Raw genomic sequence first — 16370 nt, 5'->3', positions numbered from 1 at the left:
GGAGCCTTGCGCGGCGCCCTATTCGGGGCGCGCCGCGGCCCGGCGCAGGCGCAGCGTCACCCGCGTGCCCTGGCCGAGCTCGCTGGTCGCGTCGAGACGCCCGCCCATGGCGCGCGCCAGGTCGGCCGAGATCGCCAGCCCGAGGCCGCGCCCGCCCGGCCGGCCGGCGGCGTCCGGCTCGGACTCGACCTCGGTCGGCCCCTTGCCGCGGAAGCCCGGCTCGAAGATGTGCGGCAGGTCGTCCGGCGCGATGCCCTTGCCGGTGTCCCAGATGGCCAAGGCGACGCGGTCGACGCCTTCCAGGCTGACCGAGGCCCCGACAGCGCCGCCGCGGCGGTTGTACTTGATCGCGTTGACCGCCAGGTTGACCAGCACCTGGGTCAGCGCGCCACGGTCGGCGAGCACGACGTAGGCGCCCTCGATCGACAGCGCCGAGAGGTCGATGGCCTTGGCCCGGGCCTGCGGCTCGACCATCGCCGCGACGTCGCGCAGCGCGCTGTCCAGGGCGACCGGGGCGAGCTCGAGGCGCGGCGTCTCGCTCGGCTCGAAGCCGGCGCCGATGAAGGCGTCCATGTGCCGGGCCGCGGTCAGGATGCGCTCCAGGCACTCGCGCACCTTGTCCTCGCCGGAGGTGACCCGGCCGGAGGCGAACTCGGCGTAGCCGATGATCGCGTTGAGCGGCGTGCGCAGCTCGTGGGCAAGGCGGGCGTTGCGGCGCTCGTCGTCGAGGCGCTGGGCGGCGGCCGGCTCGTGCTCCTCGGCGGCGCGGCCGCGGCCGGCCTTGCCGCCGCTGCCGAGGGCGATGCGCAGCCGCACGTTCTCCATGACCAGCTTCTCGACCTCGGCGGCGAGGATCGCGGCGCTCGACTCGCCGTCGTCGACCAGCGGCGAGGGGCGCGCCACCTCGGTGCCGGTCCCGGCATAGCCGGCGAAGCGGCCGCCGGCGTCGTATTGCGGCACGCCGCTCAGGCGCATCGACACCTTGGCGCCGTCCTGGGCCAGCAGAGTCAGCGGCAGCTCGCGGAACGGCTGCTGCGCCTCGGTCAGGCGCTCGAACTGCCGCGCCAGCTCGCCCGCCGGATCAGCGATCAAGGAGCCGAAGGGGCGGCCGACCAGAAGCTGGGCCGGCAGGCCGAGGCTGCGCGCGACCGTCGGCCCGATCTCCTCGATCAGCCCGTCGCGGCCACTGCGCCAATACCAGTCCGCGACGCTGCGCAGCGCCTCGTCGCGGGTCGAGGACATGCGGATGCGTTCCGGTCTCGGCTGCATTTCTGCACGCGGGGCTTCCGGCAGCTCGGCGGCAAGTTCGCTATTGGTCCCCCGCATGCTGCGAGCGACGCCTCCGTTCGCATCCTGTTCCTCGGGCAGCCAAGGACGAGATGCCCCTGCCGCAGATTTCACGCTTATAGTCCCGCTATCTCGATTCGTTGAAATGCATAAAGGGCGCACTATCGTGTGGCGCAAGTCCCTTGACGTCCCTTCCGGTTGCGTCAGCCTGCAGCGCAACGGCAAACAAGGGGAGACGCTGATGGCTGCGCCGATCGACTTCTACTTCGATTTCTCCAGCCCTTACGGTTACTTGGCCTCCGAGCGCATCGACGCGCTGGCGGCCAGGCACGGCCGGTCGGTTGTCTGGCGGCCGTTCCTGCTCGGCGCGGTGTTCAAGACGACCCGCACGGAGCCGCTGCTGAACATCCCGCTCAAGGGCGACTACGCGCGCCGCGACATCGAGCGCTCGGCACGCGCGCTCGGCGTGCCCTATCGGCTGCCGGAGTCCTTCCCCTTCCTGTCGGTGGCCGCCTGCCGGGCCTTCTACTGGCTGGCCGGCGAGCGGCCGGATCTGGCGCGCGACCTGGCCCAGGCGCTCTACCGCCGCGCCTTCGCCGAGGGCGGCGACATCTCCAGGGCGGATTCGGTTGTGGCGGTCGCCGAGGGCCTCGGCGTCGAGCGGCCGGCGCTCGAGGCGGCGCTGCAAGATGCCGAGGTCAAGGACCGGCTGCGCCGCGAGGTCGAGGCGGCGGTCGCGACCGGGGTCTTCGGCTCGCCCTTCATGGTCGTCGACGGCGAGCCCTTCTGGGGCAACGACCGCCTGGACGCCGTCGAGCGCTGGCTCGAGACCGGGGGCTGGTAGGGCCGGCTCAGAGCGTTCCGGACAGCACCCGGACGAACAGCTCGGCATCGACGTTGCCGCCGGTCAGCATGACCGCCACCCGGCGGCCGCGCTGCCGCTCCCGCTCCTGGGCCAGGGCGGCGAGGGCGGCGGCGCCGGCGCCTTCGGCCAGATTGTGGGTCGCGCGATAGAGGCTGCGCATCGCCTCGGCGACCTCGCCGTCGCCGACCGCGAGGATCCGCGCGGCACCGGCGTTGATCAGCGCGACGGCGTCCGGCTCCGGCACGCGGCAGGCCATGCCGTCGGCCAGGACGGTGGCCGCCGAGTTGGTCGAGACCGGCTCGCCGGCCTCGAAGGACAGCCGGTAGGCCTGGGCCTCGGTCGAGACGACGCCGATCACCTCGGTGGCGGGGCTCAGCGCGTCGCGCGCCGCCAGGGTGGCGCAGAGCCCGGAGCCGAGCCCGACCGGCACGTAGACGGCATCGAGGTCGGGGACGGCGCGGAACAGCTCGGCCGGGTAGCTGGCGACGCCGGCGACCAGGTCCGGATGGAACGAGGGCAGCATGTGCAGGCCGTCGCGCTCGGCCTCGGCGATCGCCGTCTCGCGGGCCTCCTGGAAGTCGCCGCCAGCCTCGACCAGGCGGGCGCCGAAGGCGCGCATCGCCGCGTTCTTCTCGACCGAGTTGCCGTGCGGCACGTAGACCCGCGCCTCCAGGCCGTGGGCCGCGGCCGCGAAGGCGACCGACTGGCCGTGGTTGCCGCGGGTCGCCGTCGCGACGCCGCGCACCGCGGGCAGGCGCTGGCGCAGCCGCTCCAGGTAGACCACGCCGCCGCGCACCTTGAAGGCGCCGGTCGGCGTGTGGTTCTCGTGCTTGACCCAGACCCGGCAGCCCAGGGCCTCGGCGAGCAGCGGCCAGGCGTACTGCGGCGTCGGCGGCAGGTGGCGGTAGACGATCGCCGCCGCCGCCTCGATCTCTTCCAGGGTCGGTAGCCTGTCCAACGCCGCGCCCTCCGCTGCCAGTCCTCTGTCCGTCCCGGGCCCTTGTCCGTCCCGGGGACGTCCGCGACCATCGCCACGACTCCCACGGCGCACGGGAAGGGTCAAGGCATCGGCCGATGGATGGTCGGGTCCGGCTCGCCGCCTCGTGCCGACGCGACGCGGCCGCCTGCCCGCCGCGGCGCGTCTGGCGCGCTCGGCCGCGGCGATCCGCACGAGCGGTTAACGAAGCCTTAGGCGACCGGCGCGATCCTTTCGGGCATGGACAAGCGCTCGGTCATCGTCGAGTTCCACAGCGTCGGCAGCTACGTGAAGGTGTCGGCGATCGACAGCGAATCGCTGGTCGAGGTCTCGATCGTCGGCGATCCCGCGGCCGGCGAGGCGGCCCTGCAGCGCGCCGCGGTGCGCAAGCTCGAATACGTCCTGCAGCAGCGCAAGCCGGCGGCGCCGGCGGCCAGGCCGCGCGGCGGCCTCGTGGTCTGAGGCCCGGTCCAGGCCACTCGCACAAGGGCCGGCTACTCGCACAAGGGGTTGTGAGCAGACTGCCTCTTGCCAGTTTCCGGTGCCCGCCGCAGAGTCCGTTCTCGGAAGGCACGGCCGGTCAACGGCCGCGCCGGGACAGGGAGAACAAGACAATGCGATACAGGCTCTGCGGCATCCTGGCCGCCACCTTGGCGCTTTCGGTGGCGGGGGCCGCCTCCGCCAAGACCCTGGTCTACTGCTCGGAAGGCTCGCCCGAGGGCTTCGATCCGGCGCCCTACACCGCCGGCACGACCTTCGACGCCTCCTCGAAGCCGATCTACAACCGGCTGGTCGAGTTCGAGCGCGGCACGACCAACGTGATCCCCGGCCTCGCCGAGAGCTGGACCGTCTCGCCGGACGGCAAGGAGTACACCTTCAAGCTCCGGCCCGGGGTCAAGTTCCACAAGACCGGCTTCTTCACGCCGACCCGCGACTTCAACGCCGACGACGTGCTGTTCAGCTTCAACCGGCAGCTCAAGAAGGACGACCCCTGGCACGAGTACACGGCCGGAATCGCCTACGAGTACTTCGACGGCATGTCGATGCCCGAGCTGATCAAGGACATCGTCAAGGTCGACGACATGACGGTGAAGTTCGTGCTGACCCGGCCCGAGGCGCCGATGCTGGCCGACCTCGCCATGGACTTCGCCTCGATCCTGTCGAAGGAGTACGCCGACCAGCTGGCGGCCGCGGGCCACAAGGAGAAGCTGAACCAGGAGCCGGTCGGCACCGGCCCCTTCCAGTTCGTCGCCTACCAGAAGGACGCGGTGATCCGCTACAAGGCCAACCCGGACTACTGGGAGGGCAAGCAGGCGATCGACAACCTGGTCTTCGCGATCACGACCGACGCGGCGGTGCGCCAGCAGAAGCTGCTGGCCGGCGAGTGCCAGGTCATGCCCTACCCGAACCCCGCCGACGTCCCGGCGCTCGAGGCCAATGCGAACATCCAGCTGATGGAGCAGGAGGGCCTGAACGTCGGCTATCTGGCCTACAACACCAAGATGCCGCCGTTCGACAAGGTCGAGGTCCGCAAGGCCCTCAACATGGCGATCAACAAGAAGGCGATCCTGGACGCGGTGTTCCAGGGCGCCGGCCGGGCCGCGATCAACCCGATCCCGCCGACCATGTGGTCCTACGACAAGGCGATCAAGGACGATCCCTACGATCCCGCCGCGGCCAAGAAGATGCTGGCCGACGCGGGGGTCAAGGACCTGAAGATGAAGATCTGGGCGATGCCGGTGCAGCGCCCCTACAACCCGAACGCCCGGCGCATGGCCGAGCTGATCCAGGCGGACTTCGCCAAGGTCGGCGTCGAGGCCGAGATCGTCTCCTACGAATGGGGCGAGTACCTCAAGCTGTCCAAGGCCGAGGACCGTGACGGCGCCGTGCTGCTCGGCTGGACCGGCGACAACGGCGACCCGGACAATTTCCTGGCCGTGCTGCTGGGCTGCGACGCGGTCGGCGGTGCCAACCGTGCCCAGTGGTGCAACAAGGAGTTCGACGACCTGATCCAGAAGGCCAAGGTGACCTCGGACAAGGCCGAGCGCACCAAGCTCTACGAGCAGGCGCAGGTCGTCTTCAAGCGCGAGGCGCCCTGGGCGACGATCGCCCATTCGGTGGTCTTCATGCCGATGTCGAAGAAGGTCCAGGGCTACAAGATGGACCCGCTCGGCTCGCACCGCTTCGACGGCGTCAGCCTCGCCGACTGACGGCAGGTCCGCGGATCGGCACGGGGCCGGGCCGCCTGGCGCGGCCCGGTCCCGGCCTCCGCGGCTTCGCCAGCGCCGTCGACGCCGATGTTCGGCTTCCTTCTCAGACGCGTCGCCTTCCTGGCGCCGACCTTCGTCGGCATCACGGTCGTCGCCTTCGGCTTCATCCGCATCCTGCCGGGCGATCCCGTGCTGCTGATGGCCGGCGAGCGCGGCCTGACGCCGGAGCGCCATGCCGAGCTGCTGCACCAGCTCGGCTTCGACCGGCCGATCTGGCAGCAGTACCTGACCTATCTCGGCAACCTGCTGCAGGGCGACCTCGGCACCTCGATCATCACCAAGAACCCGGTGCTGGGCGAGTTCCTGACGCTGTTCCCGGCCACCGTCGAGCTGTCGCTCTGCGCGATCTTCCTGGCCGTGGCGCTCGGCGTGCCGGCCGGCGTGATCGCGGCGGTCAGGCGCGGCTCGCTGCTGGAGCAGGCGATGATGGGCACCGCCCTGGTCGGCTACTCCATGCCGATCTTCTGGTGGGGCCTGCTGCTGATCATCCTGTTCTCCGGCATCCTGCACTGGACGCCGGTCTCCGGCCGCATCTCGCTGATCTACTTCTTCGAGCCGGTCACCGGCTTCATGCTGATCGATGCGCTGCTCTCGGGGCAGGAGGGCGCCTTCGGCTCGGCGCTGTCGCACCTGATCCTGCCCTCGATCGTGCTGGCGACGATCCCGCTCGCGGTGATCGCCCGGCAGACCCGCTCGGCGATGCTCGAGGTGCTCGGCGAGGACTACATCCGCACCGCCCGCGCCAAGGGGCTGTCGCCGCTCAGGGTGATCGGCCTGCACGCCCTGCGCAACGCGCTGATCCCGGTGATCACGACGATCGGCCTGCAGGTCGGCGTGCTGCTGGCCGGCGCGATCCTGACCGAGACGATCTTCTCCTGGCCCGGCGTCGGCAAGTGGATGGTCGATTCGATCTTCCGGCGCGACTATCCGGCGGTGCAGGGCGGCCTGCTGCTGATCGCCGGTGTGGTCATGGTCGTCAACCTGGTGGTCGACCTGCTCTACGGCCTGATCAACCCGCGCATCCGGCATCAGTGAGGTTTAGCGATGAGCGACAGCACGACCGCCGCCATCGAACGCGCCGCCCGCTCGGCGACCCGCCAGGTGCTGCGCGACTTCTGGCGCGACTTCCGGCGCAACCGCGGCGCCGTGCTCGGCCTCGCGGTCTTCGTGGCCCTGGTCGCGATCGCCCTGCTGGCGCCGCTGCTGGCCCCCCAAGACCCGATCCTGCAGAACCGCGACGCGCTGCTGATGCCGCCGGCCTGGGCCGAGGCCGGCCGGCTCGACTACCTGCTCGGCACCGACGCGGTCGGCCGCGACATCCTCTCGCGGCTGATCTTCGGCGCGCGCTTCTCGCTGTTCATCGGCGTCGTCGTGGTCTCGATCGCGCTGACCGGCGGCATCCTGATCGGCCTGGTCGCCGGCTATTTCGGCGCCTGGGTCGACGGCGTGATCATGCGGGTCATGGACGTGATCCTGGCCTTCCCCTCGCTGCTGCTGGCCCTGGTGCTGGTCGCGATCCTGGGGCCCGGGCTGCTCAACGCCATGATCGCCATCGCCATCGTGCTGCAGCCGCACTTCGTGCGCCTGACCCGCGCCTCGGTGATGTCCGAGAAGCACCGCGACTACGTCGTCTCGGCGCGCACCGTCGGCGCCGGGCCCCTGCGCCTGATGTTCCTGACGATCCTGCCGAACTGCCTGGCGCCGCTGATCGTCCAGGCGACGCTGTCCTTCTCCAACGCGATCCTCGACGCGGCCGCCCTCGGCTTCCTGGGCATGGGCGCCCAGCCGCCGACCCCGGAGTGGGGCACGATGCTGGCCGAGGCGCGCGAGTTCATCCTGCGCGCCTGGTGGGTCGTGACCTTCCCCGGCATCGCCATCCTGGTCTCGGTCCTGGCCATCAACCTCGTCGGCGACGGGCTGCGCGACGCCCTCGACCCGAAGCTGAAGAGGTCCTAGCCAAATGGCGCTGCTCGAGATCCGCAACCTCAGCGTCGAGTTCGATACGACCAGCGGCCCGTTCCGCGCCGTCGACGGGGTCGACCTCACCGTCGACCCGCGCGAGGTCGTGGCCATCGTCGGCGAGTCCGGCTCGGGCAAGTCGGTTGCCATGCTGGCGCTCATGGGCCTGCTGCCGGACGGCGCGACCGTCACCGCCGACCGCCTGACCTTCGAGGGCGAGGACCTGCAGCGCATGCCGGCCCGCCAGCGCCGCCAGGTCATCGGCCGCGACGTCTCGATGATCTTCCAGGACCCGATCGCCAGCCTCAATCCCTGCTTCACCGCCGGCTTCCAGATCGGCGAGGTGCTGCAGGCGCACCTCGGGCTCGGCCGGCGCCAGCGCCGCGAGCGCACCCTGGAGCTGCTGCGCCTGGTCGGCATGCCGGAGCCGGAGCGGCGCATCGACGCCTTTCCGCACCAGCTCTCCGGCGGCATGAGCCAGCGCGTGCTGATCGCCATGGCGATCGCCTGCCGGCCCAAGCTGCTGATCGCCGACGAGCCGACGACGGCGCTCGACGTGACCATCCAGGCCCAGATCCTCGACCTGCTGCTGCAGCTGCGCGACGAGACCGGCATGGCCCTGGTGCTGATCACCCACGACATGGGCGTGGTCGCCGAGACCGCCGAGCGGGTCGTCGTGCAGTACGCCGGCCAGCAGGTCGAGCGGCAGTCGGTCAGGGGGCTGTTCCGGGCGCCGCACCATCCCTACACCCACGCCCTGCTGGCGGCCCTGCCGGAGCGCGCCGAGGGCGGCCGCCTGCCGGCGATTCCCGGCGTCGTGCCGGGGCAGGGCGACCGGCCCGCGGGCTGCCTGTTCAATCCGCGCTGCGCGCGCGCCGACGCGCTCTGCCGCAGCGTCGCGCCGCCGCGCCTGGAGCCGGCGCTCGGCGAGGCGCTGTGCCACCATCCGGTCCGGGAGCCGCTGGCGTGAGCGCCGTCGAGCAGCCCGCCCCGGTCGGCGCGATCGTCGCGGCGCACGACCTGAAGCGGGTCTACGACCTGCGCCGCGGCCTGTTCGGCGCGCCGGCCCTGGTCCGCGCGGTCAACGGCGCGACCTTCTCGGTGACCGCCGGCGAGACCCTGGCGATCGTCGGCGAGTCCGGCTGCGGCAAGTCGACCCTGGCGCGCCTGCTGACCATGATCGAGACGCCGTCCGAGGGCCGGCTCTCGATCGACGGCATCGAGGCCGGCGAGGCCGACAGGGCGGCGCGCCGACGGCTACGCACGACCGTCCAGATCGTCTTCCAGAACCCCTACGCCTCGCTCAATCCGCGCCAGAAGATCGGCTCGATCCTGGAGGAGCCGCTGGTCATCAACACGGCCCTGCGGCCGGCCGAGCGGCGCGCCAAGGCGCTGGAGATGCTGCGCGCCGTCGGCCTCAGGCCCGAGCACTACGGCCGCTATCCGCACATGTTCTCGGGCGGCCAGCGCCAGCGTATCGCGATCGCCCGGGCGCTGATGCTGGAGCCCAAGATCCTGGTGCTCGACGAGCCAGTCTCGGCGCTCGACGTCTCGATCCAGGCGCAGATCCTCAACCTGCTGACCGACCTGCAGCAGCGCTTCGGCCTGACCTACGTCTTCATCAGCCACGACCTCTCGGTGGTCCGGCTGTTCTGCGACCGGGTCATGGTCATGTACCTGGGCAGGCCGGTCGAGATCGCGAGCGTCGAGGAGGTCTTCGCGCGGCCGCGCCACCCCTACACCCAGGCGCTGCTCTCGGCGACGCCGGTCGCCGACCCGGAGCGCAAGGGCCAGCGCATCCGCCTGGAGGGCGAGGTGCCGTCGCCCTTCAACCCGCCGTCCGGCTGCGTGTTCCACCCGCGCTGCCGCTTCGCCGACGCACGCTGCCGGACGGAGGTGCCGCCGATGCAGCGCTTTGGCGCGACCGAGACGGCCTGCCACGGCGTCGAGGAGGGGCGGGTGCCCTAGACGCCTCGCGGCGGGTGCCGGGAAGTGGCTGTGAGCAGGCTGTGATCGACGACGGCAGGTCGCCGGAGCACCGGAACCTGTGGGAGCCGCGGACGATTCCTCGGTCTCGGCGTGCCGCGCTGCCGGAGACGGCGCGGCCGCCGATGCGGGATGGCAGGCCTCGGAGCGCTCGGCATGAGATGTGACGGAATCGGAAGCAGCGACGGCCGGAACGGCGGAGCCGACGGTCCGCGCCTCGACTGGGGCGCTGAATGGACCTCCAGCCTCGAGGGCCGGCGTCGGCCCGGCGGCCGGCAGGACGGCGGTGCGAGACCCGACGGCGTCTCCGATGCCGAGGGCTTCGAGGGGTTCGAGGCGCTGGCCGCCAGTGCGGGTCGTGCCGTGCCGGAGGGCCGCTCCGCGAACCGGCAGAAGCAGGGATCCGACGCCCCGGCCGGCAGCGGGGCCGCCGCCCGACAGCGGCGCCCGGGCGGCGTCAGGGCCGAGGGGCGCGATCGTGGGCGCTCGAGCCGGCCACGGCGGCTGCCGGAAGCGCTCTCGGGTCCGGCGCTCGCCGCCGCGGTGCTGCTCGCCGCGGCCGGCCTCGGCGCGGCCCTGCTGTCGCAGTTTTCCGGCGGCGCGGAGCCGCCGCCCGCCGCCGTGGCGTCTGCCGGCGCCAGCCCGCACGGGAACGCCGCCGCGACGCCGGTCCGGCGCGACCCGGCGGAGCGCAGCCCTGCGCCCTCCGAGCCGGCGGCCCCACCGCCGCAGGCGGCGGACGCGGTGCCGGCGCCCGAGACGCCCGCCGTGGCCGGCGAGCCGGTCGTTCGGGCGGTGCCGCCGGGCGAGATCGCCGGCCCGGCCGCGCCACCCCCGTCGATCCGGTCCGGCGGGCCGACGAGCGCCGCGGCGCAGGCCGATCCGCGGCCCACCCGGACGGTGACGGCGCGCGCCGCCGCGAAGCTGGACAATGCGGCCGACAGGGCGCCTCTGCATGCCGCGGCGCCCGATGCCCAGGCGTCACCCCTGGCCGGACGGACGATGGCACACGGCCCGGCGCCGGCGCCCCGGCCGTCGCGGACGGCCCGGGCCCCAGCTGCCCAGGCGCCCAGCGACCTCGTCGCTAAGGTGCAGCGCGGCCTGCTGCAGAACGGTATCAACCCCGGGCCGGTCAACGGCGTCGCGGATGCCCTGACCAGGGCGGCGGTCGTCGCCTTCCAGAGGCGGGTCGGCGCGGTGCCCGACGGCATCATCGACGGCACCCTGCTGAGCCGGCTGGAGGCAGCACGGCCATCCTCGACGCAGCTGAGCCAGCTGGTGATCCGGACCACGACGACGCACTGGGCCAGCGGCGATGCTCCGGGCGATCGACACCGGCCGGCGGCTTCGGGCCGGCCGGCAGTGCCGTCCAGGTGAGCGTGGCGCGCTCAGAGCAGGCCGAGCGCACGCAGGGTCGGCTGGACGCCGTGCCGCGGATCGACGAGATGGCTCTCGATGCCGAGGGCGCGGGCGGCCTCGACGTTGTCCGCGCCGTCGTCGAAGAAAGTCACGGCCGAGGGGGCGACTGCGAGGTCGGCGAGCACCCGCTCGAAGATCGCCCGGTCCGGCTTGACGAGCCCCAGCAGGTGCGAGGCGTAGCGGTGGTCGAGCGCCTCGGCCAGGCCGAGGCCGACCATCATGTGCTGCCAGTGCATCTCGTTGGTATTGCTGAGGCAGGCCAGGCGATGGCTGCCGCGCAGCGCGTCGAGGCTCTCGAGCGTTCCCGGGAACGGGCCGCGCAGCCAGGAGCGGAAGAGCCCGAGGAAGGCCTCGGCCTCCAGCCCGAGCCGCCACTCCGCGACGAAGCGGGCGGCGAAGTCCCGGCGATCGCAGCGCCCGGTCTCGAAGTCGCGCAGCGCCTCGCTGGCGACGAAACGCCGGCGCACCTCGCGGGCGTCGTCGTGCGGCGCGGCGAGGCGACCGAGTTCGGCGAGCCCGCGCCAGTCGACCAGCACGCCGCCGAGGTCGAACAGCAGAACCCTCTTCGTCACGCCGTCCCCTCCCGCCGCTGCGCCGATGCCCGCGTCGATAGCACGATCCGGCCGCCGACCGAAGCGGCTCAGGCCGCCGGGTCCCGCCCGCCGTCCGGGACCGCGACGAAGGGATCGTCCTTGACCGTCTCCATGACCGCGAAGGTGTGGGTCTGCTGGACGCCGGGGAGGGTGGAGATCCGCTCGCCGAGCAGCCGGCGGTATTCGCCGATGTCGCGGCTGCGCACCTTCAGCAGGTAGTCGAAGGCGCCGGCGACCATGTGGCAGGACTGCACCTGGGGAATCGTCCGGACCGCTACGTTGAAGGCCTCCAGCACGTCGGTGGTGGTGCGCTCCAGGGTGACCTGGACCAGGGCGACGTGGCCGGCGCCGAGCTTGTCGGGGTCGAGCAGGGCGGCGTAGCCGCGGATGAAGCCGGCGCGCTCCAGCTTGCGAACGCGTTCGGCGAGCGGGGTCTTGGTCAGGCCGACGCGCTTGGCCAGGGCGACGAGCGACATCCGGCCGTCGCGCTGCAGCTCGGCGAGAATGCGGCGCTCGATGCGGTCGAGGGTTCCGTGAGGGCTGGCCATGGCAGTCCTTCTGTCTGAATTGAGATCCTGATTTAGGTGAAAGGCGAAGATGAGTGCCACAAAAAAGGGCCTCAGGCTGGCAGGGCTCTGCCAGATTCGGCTGGTCTTCTCAACGGACCGGAGCCGGCGATCGGGCGCCTCCGGGCCGATCGGAAGACGGCCGCGCGTTCCGCGACTGTCGCGCGGGCCGCACGGGCCCGATCGCAACGCCCGATGGCCCTTCGATGCGTCGCGGCGTCGCTTGACGCTTTCAACGGGCGAGAGTAGGTCTCGCTTCAAAGGCACGCCGGATAAAACGCGGCGGCCATAACGAAACGAACAGGGAAGCCGCGCCGGTCCGGCGCGCGTCTGGGGAACGGCAAGGCCTGATGGAGTATTTTCTTCAGCAGTTGATCAATGGCCTGACGCTCGGCGCCATCTACGGCCTGATCGCGATCGGCTACACGATGGTCTACGGGATCATCGGCATGATCAATTTCGCCCACGGCGACATCTACATGATCGGCGCCTTCATGGCGATCATCTGGTTCCTGGTGACCGGCCTGCTCGGCATCACCTGGGTGCCGCTGGCGATCCTGGTCATGCTCGTGCTCTCGATGATCTTCACCGCCACCTACGGCTGGACCATCGAGCGCTTCGCCTACAAGCCGCTGCGCGGCTCGCAGCGCCTGGCCGCGCTGATCAGCGCGATCGGCATGTCGATCTTCCTGGAGAACTACGTGCAGCTGCTGCAGGGCGCGCGGGTCAAGCCGCTGCAGCCGATGGTCCAGGGCGGCATCGCGGTGATGGAGCGGGCCGACGGCTTCGTCGTCAACCTCAGCTACCTGCAGATCATCATCATGGCGCTGACCCTGGCGTTGATGCTCGGCTTCTCGCAGCTGATCAGCCGCACCGAGCTGGGCCGCCGGCAGCGCGCCTGCGAGCAGGACCAGACGATGGCGGCGCTGCTCGGCGTCGACGTCGACCGGACGATCTCGATCACCTTCGTGATCGGCGCGGCGCTGGCCGCGGTCGCCGGCGTGATGGTCACGCTCTACTACGGCGTCATCGACTTCTACATCGGCTTCCTGGCCGGGCTGAAGGCCTTCACCGCGGCGGTGCTCGGCGGCATCGGCTCGATCACCGGCGCCATGGTCGGCGGCCTGCTGATCGGCCTGATCGAGGCCTACTGGTCGGCCTACTTCTCGGTCGAATACAAGGACGTCGCGGCCTTCTCGATCCTCGTCCTGGTGCTGATCTTCCGGCCCTACGGAATCCTGGGCAAACCCGAGATCGAGAAGGTCTGAGCCGATGCGAAGCGAGACCCCCGGCGCGTTCTCGGACCTCGACCCGCGCACGATCCTCAAGGAGGTCGGCTTCGCCGGCCTGGTGGCGCTCGGCCTGACCTTCGCGATGGTCGGCCTGCGCACCGTCGACTCCAACACCGGCGACGGCGCGGTGCTCGGCATCGACACCCGTTTCGCCGACGTCGCCTGGACCGTCGCCCTGGTCATGGTCGGGCGCTTCCTGCTGATCCTCGATCGCGCCGGCCTGCCGATCCCGGTGATCCTCGGCGGCATCGCCATGGCGGTGGTGACCCAGGTCATCCCGATGCCCGGCACGGTGCTGCCGGTGTTCGGGCTGATCGGCGGCGGCGTGCTGGCGCTCAAGGGCGTGCTGACCCTGGTCCGGCACCGCTCCAAGCTGACCGCGCAGGAACGCGACGAGGCCATGGACCGGGCCGGCCAGCGCTTCCAGAAGCTGTCGCGCTACCTGGGGCCGGCGCTCGCCGCCTTCGCGATCGTCATGCCGTTCCTGCCCTTCGCCGACCGCCAGGTGATCGACATCGCGACGCTGATCCTGACCTACGTGATGCTCGGCTGGGGCCTCAACATCGTCGTCGGCCTGGCCGGCCTGCTGGACCTCGGCTACGTCGCCTTCTACGCGATCGGCGCCTATTCCTACGCCCTGCTGGCGCAGACCTTCGGCTTCTCGTTCTGGCTGTGCCTGCCGCTGGCCGGCATCCTGTCGGCCTTCGGCGGCCTGATGCTCGGCTTCCCGGTGCTGCGCCTGCGCGGCGACTATCTGGCGATCGTCACCCTCGGCTTCGGCGAGATGGTCCGCATCATCCTGCTGAACTGGTACAAGGTGACCGGCGGGCCCGACGGCATCTCCGGGATCCCGCGGCCGAGCTTCTTCGGCTTCGCCGACTTCGCGCGTCACGCCCCGCCGGGCTCAACCACCTTCCATGAGCTGTTCGGGCTGGAGTACGACACCCTCTACCGCGTGATCTTCCTCTACTACCTGATCCTGGCGCTGGCCCTGCTGGTCAACTTCGTGACCATGCGGGTACGCCGGCTGCCGATCGGCCGGGCCTGGGAGGCGCTGCGCGAGGACGACATCGCCTGCCAGTCGCTCGGCATCAACCGGACCAACGTCAAGCTCGCCGCCTTCACCACGGGCGCGATGTTCGCTGGCTTCGCCGGCTCGTTCTTCGCGACGCGCCAGGGCTTCATCAGCCCGGAGAGCTTCACCTTCATCGAGTCGGCGATCATCCTGGCGATCGTCGTGCTCGGCGGCATGGGCAGCCAGCTCGGCGTGGTCTTCGCCTCGATCATCCTGATCGGCATGCCCGAGTGGTTCCGCGACCTGGAGCAGTACCGCATGCTGGCCTTCGGCGGCGGCATGGTGCTGATCATGATCTGGCGGCCGCGCGGCCTGCTGGCGCACCGGGACCCGACGGTGCTGCTGCACGGCCGCGGCGGTCCCGCCGAGAGCGAGATCCGGGCCGAACAGCAGGCGGCGGAGGCGGCATCCTGATGGCCTCCGACAAGACGCCGCTGCTCGAGGTCGAGCATCTGACCATGCGCTTCGGCGGCCTGGTCGCGGTCGACGACGTCTCCTTCGTCGCGGCCGACCGCGAGATCACCGCGATCATCGGGCCGAACGGTGCCGGCAAGACCACGGTCTTCAACTGCCTGACCGGCTTCTACAAGCCGACGGTCGGCATGCTGAGGATGACGCGCAACGGCAGCGAGTTCCTGCTCGAGCGCATGGAGGGCCACGCCATCGCCCGGGTCGCCGGCGTCGCGCGCACCTTCCAGAACATCCGGCTCTTCGCCAACATGTCGGTGCTGGAGAACCTGCTGGTCGCCCAGCACAACAAGCTGCAGCTGGCTTCGGCCTTCTCGCTGGCCGGCGTGTTCGGCTTCAAGGGCTACCGCAAGGCCGAGCGCGAGGCGATCGACCAGGCGCGCTACTGGCTCGACCGGATCAACCTGCTGGCCCGCGCCGACTTCTCCGCCGGCAACCTGCCCTACGGCGACCAGCGCCGGCTCGAGATCGCGCGCGCCATGTGCACCGGGCCGGCGATGCTCTGCCTCGACGAGCCGGCGGCCGGCCTGAACCCGCGTGAATCGGGCGACCTCAACGAGCTGCTGACCTTCATCCGCGACGAGCACAAGACCGGGGTGCTGCTGATCGAGCACGACATGAGCGTGGTCATGAAGATCTCCGACCACGTCGTCGTGCTCGACTACGGCCGCAAGATCTCCGACGGCTCGCCCGCAGAGGTGCGTGCGGATCCCGCGGTGATCCGCGCCTACCTCGGCGAGGAGGAGGACGAGGATCTGCCCGACGAGATCGCCGCCGACCTGGCCGGCAAACAGGAGGCCGGGACGGCGCGGCCGGAGGGGCAGGGCTGATGCTCGAGGTCGAGGGCGTCCACACCTACTACGGCGCGATCGAGGCCCTGAAGGGCGTCGACATCGAGGTCAGGGAAGGCGAGATCGTCACGCTGATCGGCGCCAACGGCGCCGGCAAGTCGACGCTGCTGATGACGATCTGCGGCAGCCCGCGCGCCCGGCGCGGCCAGATCCGCCTGCGCGGCAAGGACATCACCCAGGCGCCGATGCACGAGATCGTGCGCCAGGGCGTGGCGCAGTCGCCCGAGGGCCGGCGCATCTTCCCGCGCATGACCGTGCTCGAGAACCTGCAGATGGGCGCGATGACCGCGCATCCGGACAACTTCGAGCGCAACCTCGGCCGCGCCTTCGAGCTGTTCCCGCGGCTCAAGGAGCGCCAGCACCAGCGCGGCGGCACCCTGTCGGGCGGCGAGCAGCAGATGCTGGCGATCGCGCGCGCGCTGATGAGCGAGCCGCGCCTGCTGCTGCTCGACGAGCCGTCGCTCGGCCTCGCCCCGATGGTGGTCAAGCAGATCTTCCAGGTGATCGAGCAGATCAACAGGGAGGAGAAGGTGACGGTGTTCCTGGTCGAGCAGAACGCCTTCCATGCGCTGCGTCTGGCCGACCGCGGCTACGTCATGGTCAACGGCCGGATCGCGATGCAGGGGACGGGGCGGGAGCTGCTGGCCGACGAGGAGGTCCGCACGGCCTATCTCGAGGGGGGGCACTAGGATGCGCGCCCCCGCCGCGAGCCCCCGTCCAATCGCTGCCGGGCCATCGGCCTCCGCGCGCCGGTTCTAGGAGC

16 protein-coding genes are annotated in these 16370 nt (G+C 71.1%); 12 read left to right on the top strand and 4 right to left on the bottom strand.

The genetic code is table 11. From position 1 onward, the window contains the following. Positions 1-18 precede the first annotated feature (18 nt). A complete protein-coding gene (locus B9O00_RS11485) occupies positions 19-1242 on the bottom strand; it encodes a PAS domain-containing sensor histidine kinase (protein ID WP_159460193.1) in 1224 nt (407 codons plus the stop codon). A 286-nt stretch (positions 1243-1528) separates the two neighbouring features. On the opposite strand from B9O00_RS11485, the gene B9O00_RS11480 reads away from it, so the two are divergent. Further along, positions 1529-2131 carry a 2-hydroxychromene-2-carboxylate isomerase gene (locus B9O00_RS11480; RefSeq protein ID WP_085122812.1) on the top strand — a complete coding sequence of 201 codons (603 nt, stop codon included), beginning with the start codon at positions 1529-1531 and terminating at the stop codon, positions 2129-2131. 7 nt (positions 2132-2138) lie between these two features. Here B9O00_RS11480 and B9O00_RS11475 read toward each other — a convergent pair whose 3' ends face one another. Continuing rightward, the gene (locus B9O00_RS11475; protein WP_085122811.1) at positions 2139-3110 is read right to left on the bottom strand and encodes a threonine dehydratase; all 972 of its coding nucleotides are present in this window, start codon (positions 3108-3110) and stop codon (positions 2139-2141) included. 258 nt (positions 3111-3368) lie between these two features. Here B9O00_RS11475 and B9O00_RS11470 point away from each other — a divergent pair, with 258 nt between their 5' ends. From B9O00_RS11470 to B9O00_RS11440, 7 genes are all read left to right on the top strand, one after another. Further along, on the top strand, positions 3369-3590 hold the full coding sequence (locus B9O00_RS11470; protein WP_218822818.1) for a DUF6898 family protein: 222 nt from the start codon (positions 3369-3371) through the stop codon (positions 3588-3590). A 152-nt stretch (positions 3591-3742) separates the two neighbouring features. Next, positions 3743-5338, top strand: a complete 1596-nt coding sequence (locus B9O00_RS11465) for an ABC transporter substrate-binding protein (RefSeq protein WP_085122809.1) — start codon at positions 3743-3745, stop codon at positions 5336-5338. 87 nt (positions 5339-5425) lie between these two features. Beyond that, the gene (locus B9O00_RS11460) at positions 5426-6433 is read left to right on the top strand and encodes an ABC transporter permease subunit (protein WP_085122808.1); all 1008 of its coding nucleotides are present in this window, start codon (positions 5426-5428) and stop codon (positions 6431-6433) included. A gap of 9 nt (positions 6434-6442) precedes the next feature. Then, the gene (locus B9O00_RS11455) at positions 6443-7354 is read left to right on the top strand and encodes an ABC transporter permease subunit (protein ID WP_085122807.1); all 912 of its coding nucleotides are present in this window, start codon (positions 6443-6445) and stop codon (positions 7352-7354) included. Between the two features lie 4 nt (positions 7355-7358). Continuing rightward, a complete protein-coding gene (locus B9O00_RS11450; RefSeq protein ID WP_085122806.1) occupies positions 7359-8327 on the top strand; it encodes an ABC transporter ATP-binding protein in 969 nt (322 codons plus the stop codon). Further along, a complete protein-coding gene (locus tag B9O00_RS11445) occupies positions 8324-9325 on the top strand; it encodes a dipeptide ABC transporter ATP-binding protein (RefSeq protein WP_085122805.1) in 1002 nt (333 codons plus the stop codon). Before B9O00_RS11450 ends, B9O00_RS11445 begins: the two co-directional genes overlap by 4 nt. A 150-nt stretch (positions 9326-9475) precedes the next feature. Next, entirely contained in the window at positions 9476-10720 is a 1245-nt protein-coding gene (locus B9O00_RS11440) for a peptidoglycan-binding protein (protein ID WP_085122804.1), read from the top strand. Between the two features lie 11 nt (positions 10721-10731). On the opposite strand, the gene B9O00_RS11435 is transcribed toward B9O00_RS11440, so the two are convergent. Both B9O00_RS11435 and B9O00_RS11430 read right to left on the bottom strand, forming a co-directional pair. Beyond that, positions 10732-11334 (bottom strand): HAD family hydrolase, encoded by a 603-nt coding sequence (locus tag B9O00_RS11435; RefSeq protein ID WP_159460192.1) that lies wholly within the window; start codon positions 11332-11334, stop codon positions 10732-10734. A 68-nt stretch (positions 11335-11402) separates the two neighbouring features. Continuing rightward, entirely contained in the window at positions 11403-11903 is a 501-nt protein-coding gene (locus tag B9O00_RS11430; RefSeq protein ID WP_085122802.1) for an Lrp/AsnC ligand binding domain-containing protein, read from the bottom strand. A 368-nt stretch (positions 11904-12271) separates the two neighbouring features. Here B9O00_RS11430 and B9O00_RS11425 point away from each other — a divergent pair, with 368 nt between their 5' ends. Genes B9O00_RS11425 through B9O00_RS11410 form a run of 4 tightly spaced genes read left to right on the top strand, consistent with a single transcriptional unit; the run spans position 12272 to position 16296 of the window. After that, on the top strand, positions 12272-13189 hold the full coding sequence (locus tag B9O00_RS11425; RefSeq protein ID WP_085122801.1) for an ABC transporter permease subunit: 918 nt from the start codon (positions 12272-12274) through the stop codon (positions 13187-13189). 4 nt (positions 13190-13193) lie between these two features. Next, the gene (gene livM / locus B9O00_RS11420) at positions 13194-14702 is read left to right on the top strand and encodes a high-affinity branched-chain amino acid ABC transporter permease LivM (protein WP_143596208.1); all 1509 of its coding nucleotides are present in this window, start codon (positions 13194-13196) and stop codon (positions 14700-14702) included. Then, positions 14702-15586, top strand: a complete 885-nt coding sequence (locus tag B9O00_RS11415) for an ABC transporter ATP-binding protein (RefSeq protein WP_085122800.1) — start codon at positions 14702-14704, stop codon at positions 15584-15586. The genes livM and B9O00_RS11415 overlap by 1 nt, the downstream gene beginning before the upstream one ends. Then, entirely contained in the window at positions 15586-16296 is a 711-nt protein-coding gene (locus tag B9O00_RS11410; protein WP_085122799.1) for an ABC transporter ATP-binding protein, read from the top strand. The genes B9O00_RS11415 and B9O00_RS11410 overlap by 1 nt, the downstream gene beginning before the upstream one ends. Positions 16297-16370: the final 74 nt, after the last annotated feature.

The organism is Tistlia consotensis USBA 355 (assembly GCF_900177295.1).
Lineage (GTDB): Bacteria > Pseudomonadota > Alphaproteobacteria > Kiloniellales > DSM-21159 > Tistlia > Tistlia consotensis.
This window is presented reverse-complemented; position numbering and strand designations above follow the sequence as displayed.

Bases quoted from the DNA above. Each gene is read 5' to 3' on its own strand.
- B9O00_RS11485 (WP_159460193.1), bottom strand. From the start codon at position 1,242: ATGTCCTCGACCCGCGACGAGGCGCTGCGCAGCGTCGCGGACTGGTAT.
- B9O00_RS11480 (WP_085122812.1), top strand. From the start codon at position 1,529: ATGGCTGCGCCGATCGACTTCTACTTCGATTTCTCCAGCCCTTACGGT.
- B9O00_RS11470 (WP_218822818.1), top strand. From the start codon at position 3,369: ATGGACAAGCGCTCGGTCATCGTCGAGTTCCACAGCGTCGGCAGCTAC.
- B9O00_RS11465 (WP_085122809.1), top strand. From the start codon at position 3,743: ATGCGATACAGGCTCTGCGGCATCCTGGCCGCCACCTTGGCGCTTTCG.
- B9O00_RS11460 (WP_085122808.1), top strand. From the start codon at position 5,426: ATGTTCGGCTTCCTTCTCAGACGCGTCGCCTTCCTGGCGCCGACCTTC.
- B9O00_RS11455 (WP_085122807.1), top strand. From the start codon at position 6,443: ATGAGCGACAGCACGACCGCCGCCATCGAACGCGCCGCCCGCTCGGCG.
- B9O00_RS11450 (WP_085122806.1), top strand. From the start codon at position 7,359: ATGGCGCTGCTCGAGATCCGCAACCTCAGCGTCGAGTTCGATACGACC.
- B9O00_RS11440 (WP_085122804.1), top strand. From the start codon at position 9,476: ATGGCAGGCCTCGGAGCGCTCGGCATGAGATGTGACGGAATCGGAAGC.
- B9O00_RS11430 (WP_085122802.1), bottom strand. From the start codon at position 11,903: ATGGCCAGCCCTCACGGAACCCTCGACCGCATCGAGCGCCGCATTCTC.
- B9O00_RS11425 (WP_085122801.1), top strand. From the start codon at position 12,272: ATGGAGTATTTTCTTCAGCAGTTGATCAATGGCCTGACGCTCGGCGCC.
- livM (WP_143596208.1), top strand. From the start codon at position 13,194: ATGCGAAGCGAGACCCCCGGCGCGTTCTCGGACCTCGACCCGCGCACG.
- B9O00_RS11415 (WP_085122800.1), top strand. From the start codon at position 14,702: ATGGCCTCCGACAAGACGCCGCTGCTCGAGGTCGAGCATCTGACCATG.
- B9O00_RS11410 (WP_085122799.1), top strand. From the start codon at position 15,586: ATGCTCGAGGTCGAGGGCGTCCACACCTACTACGGCGCGATCGAGGCC.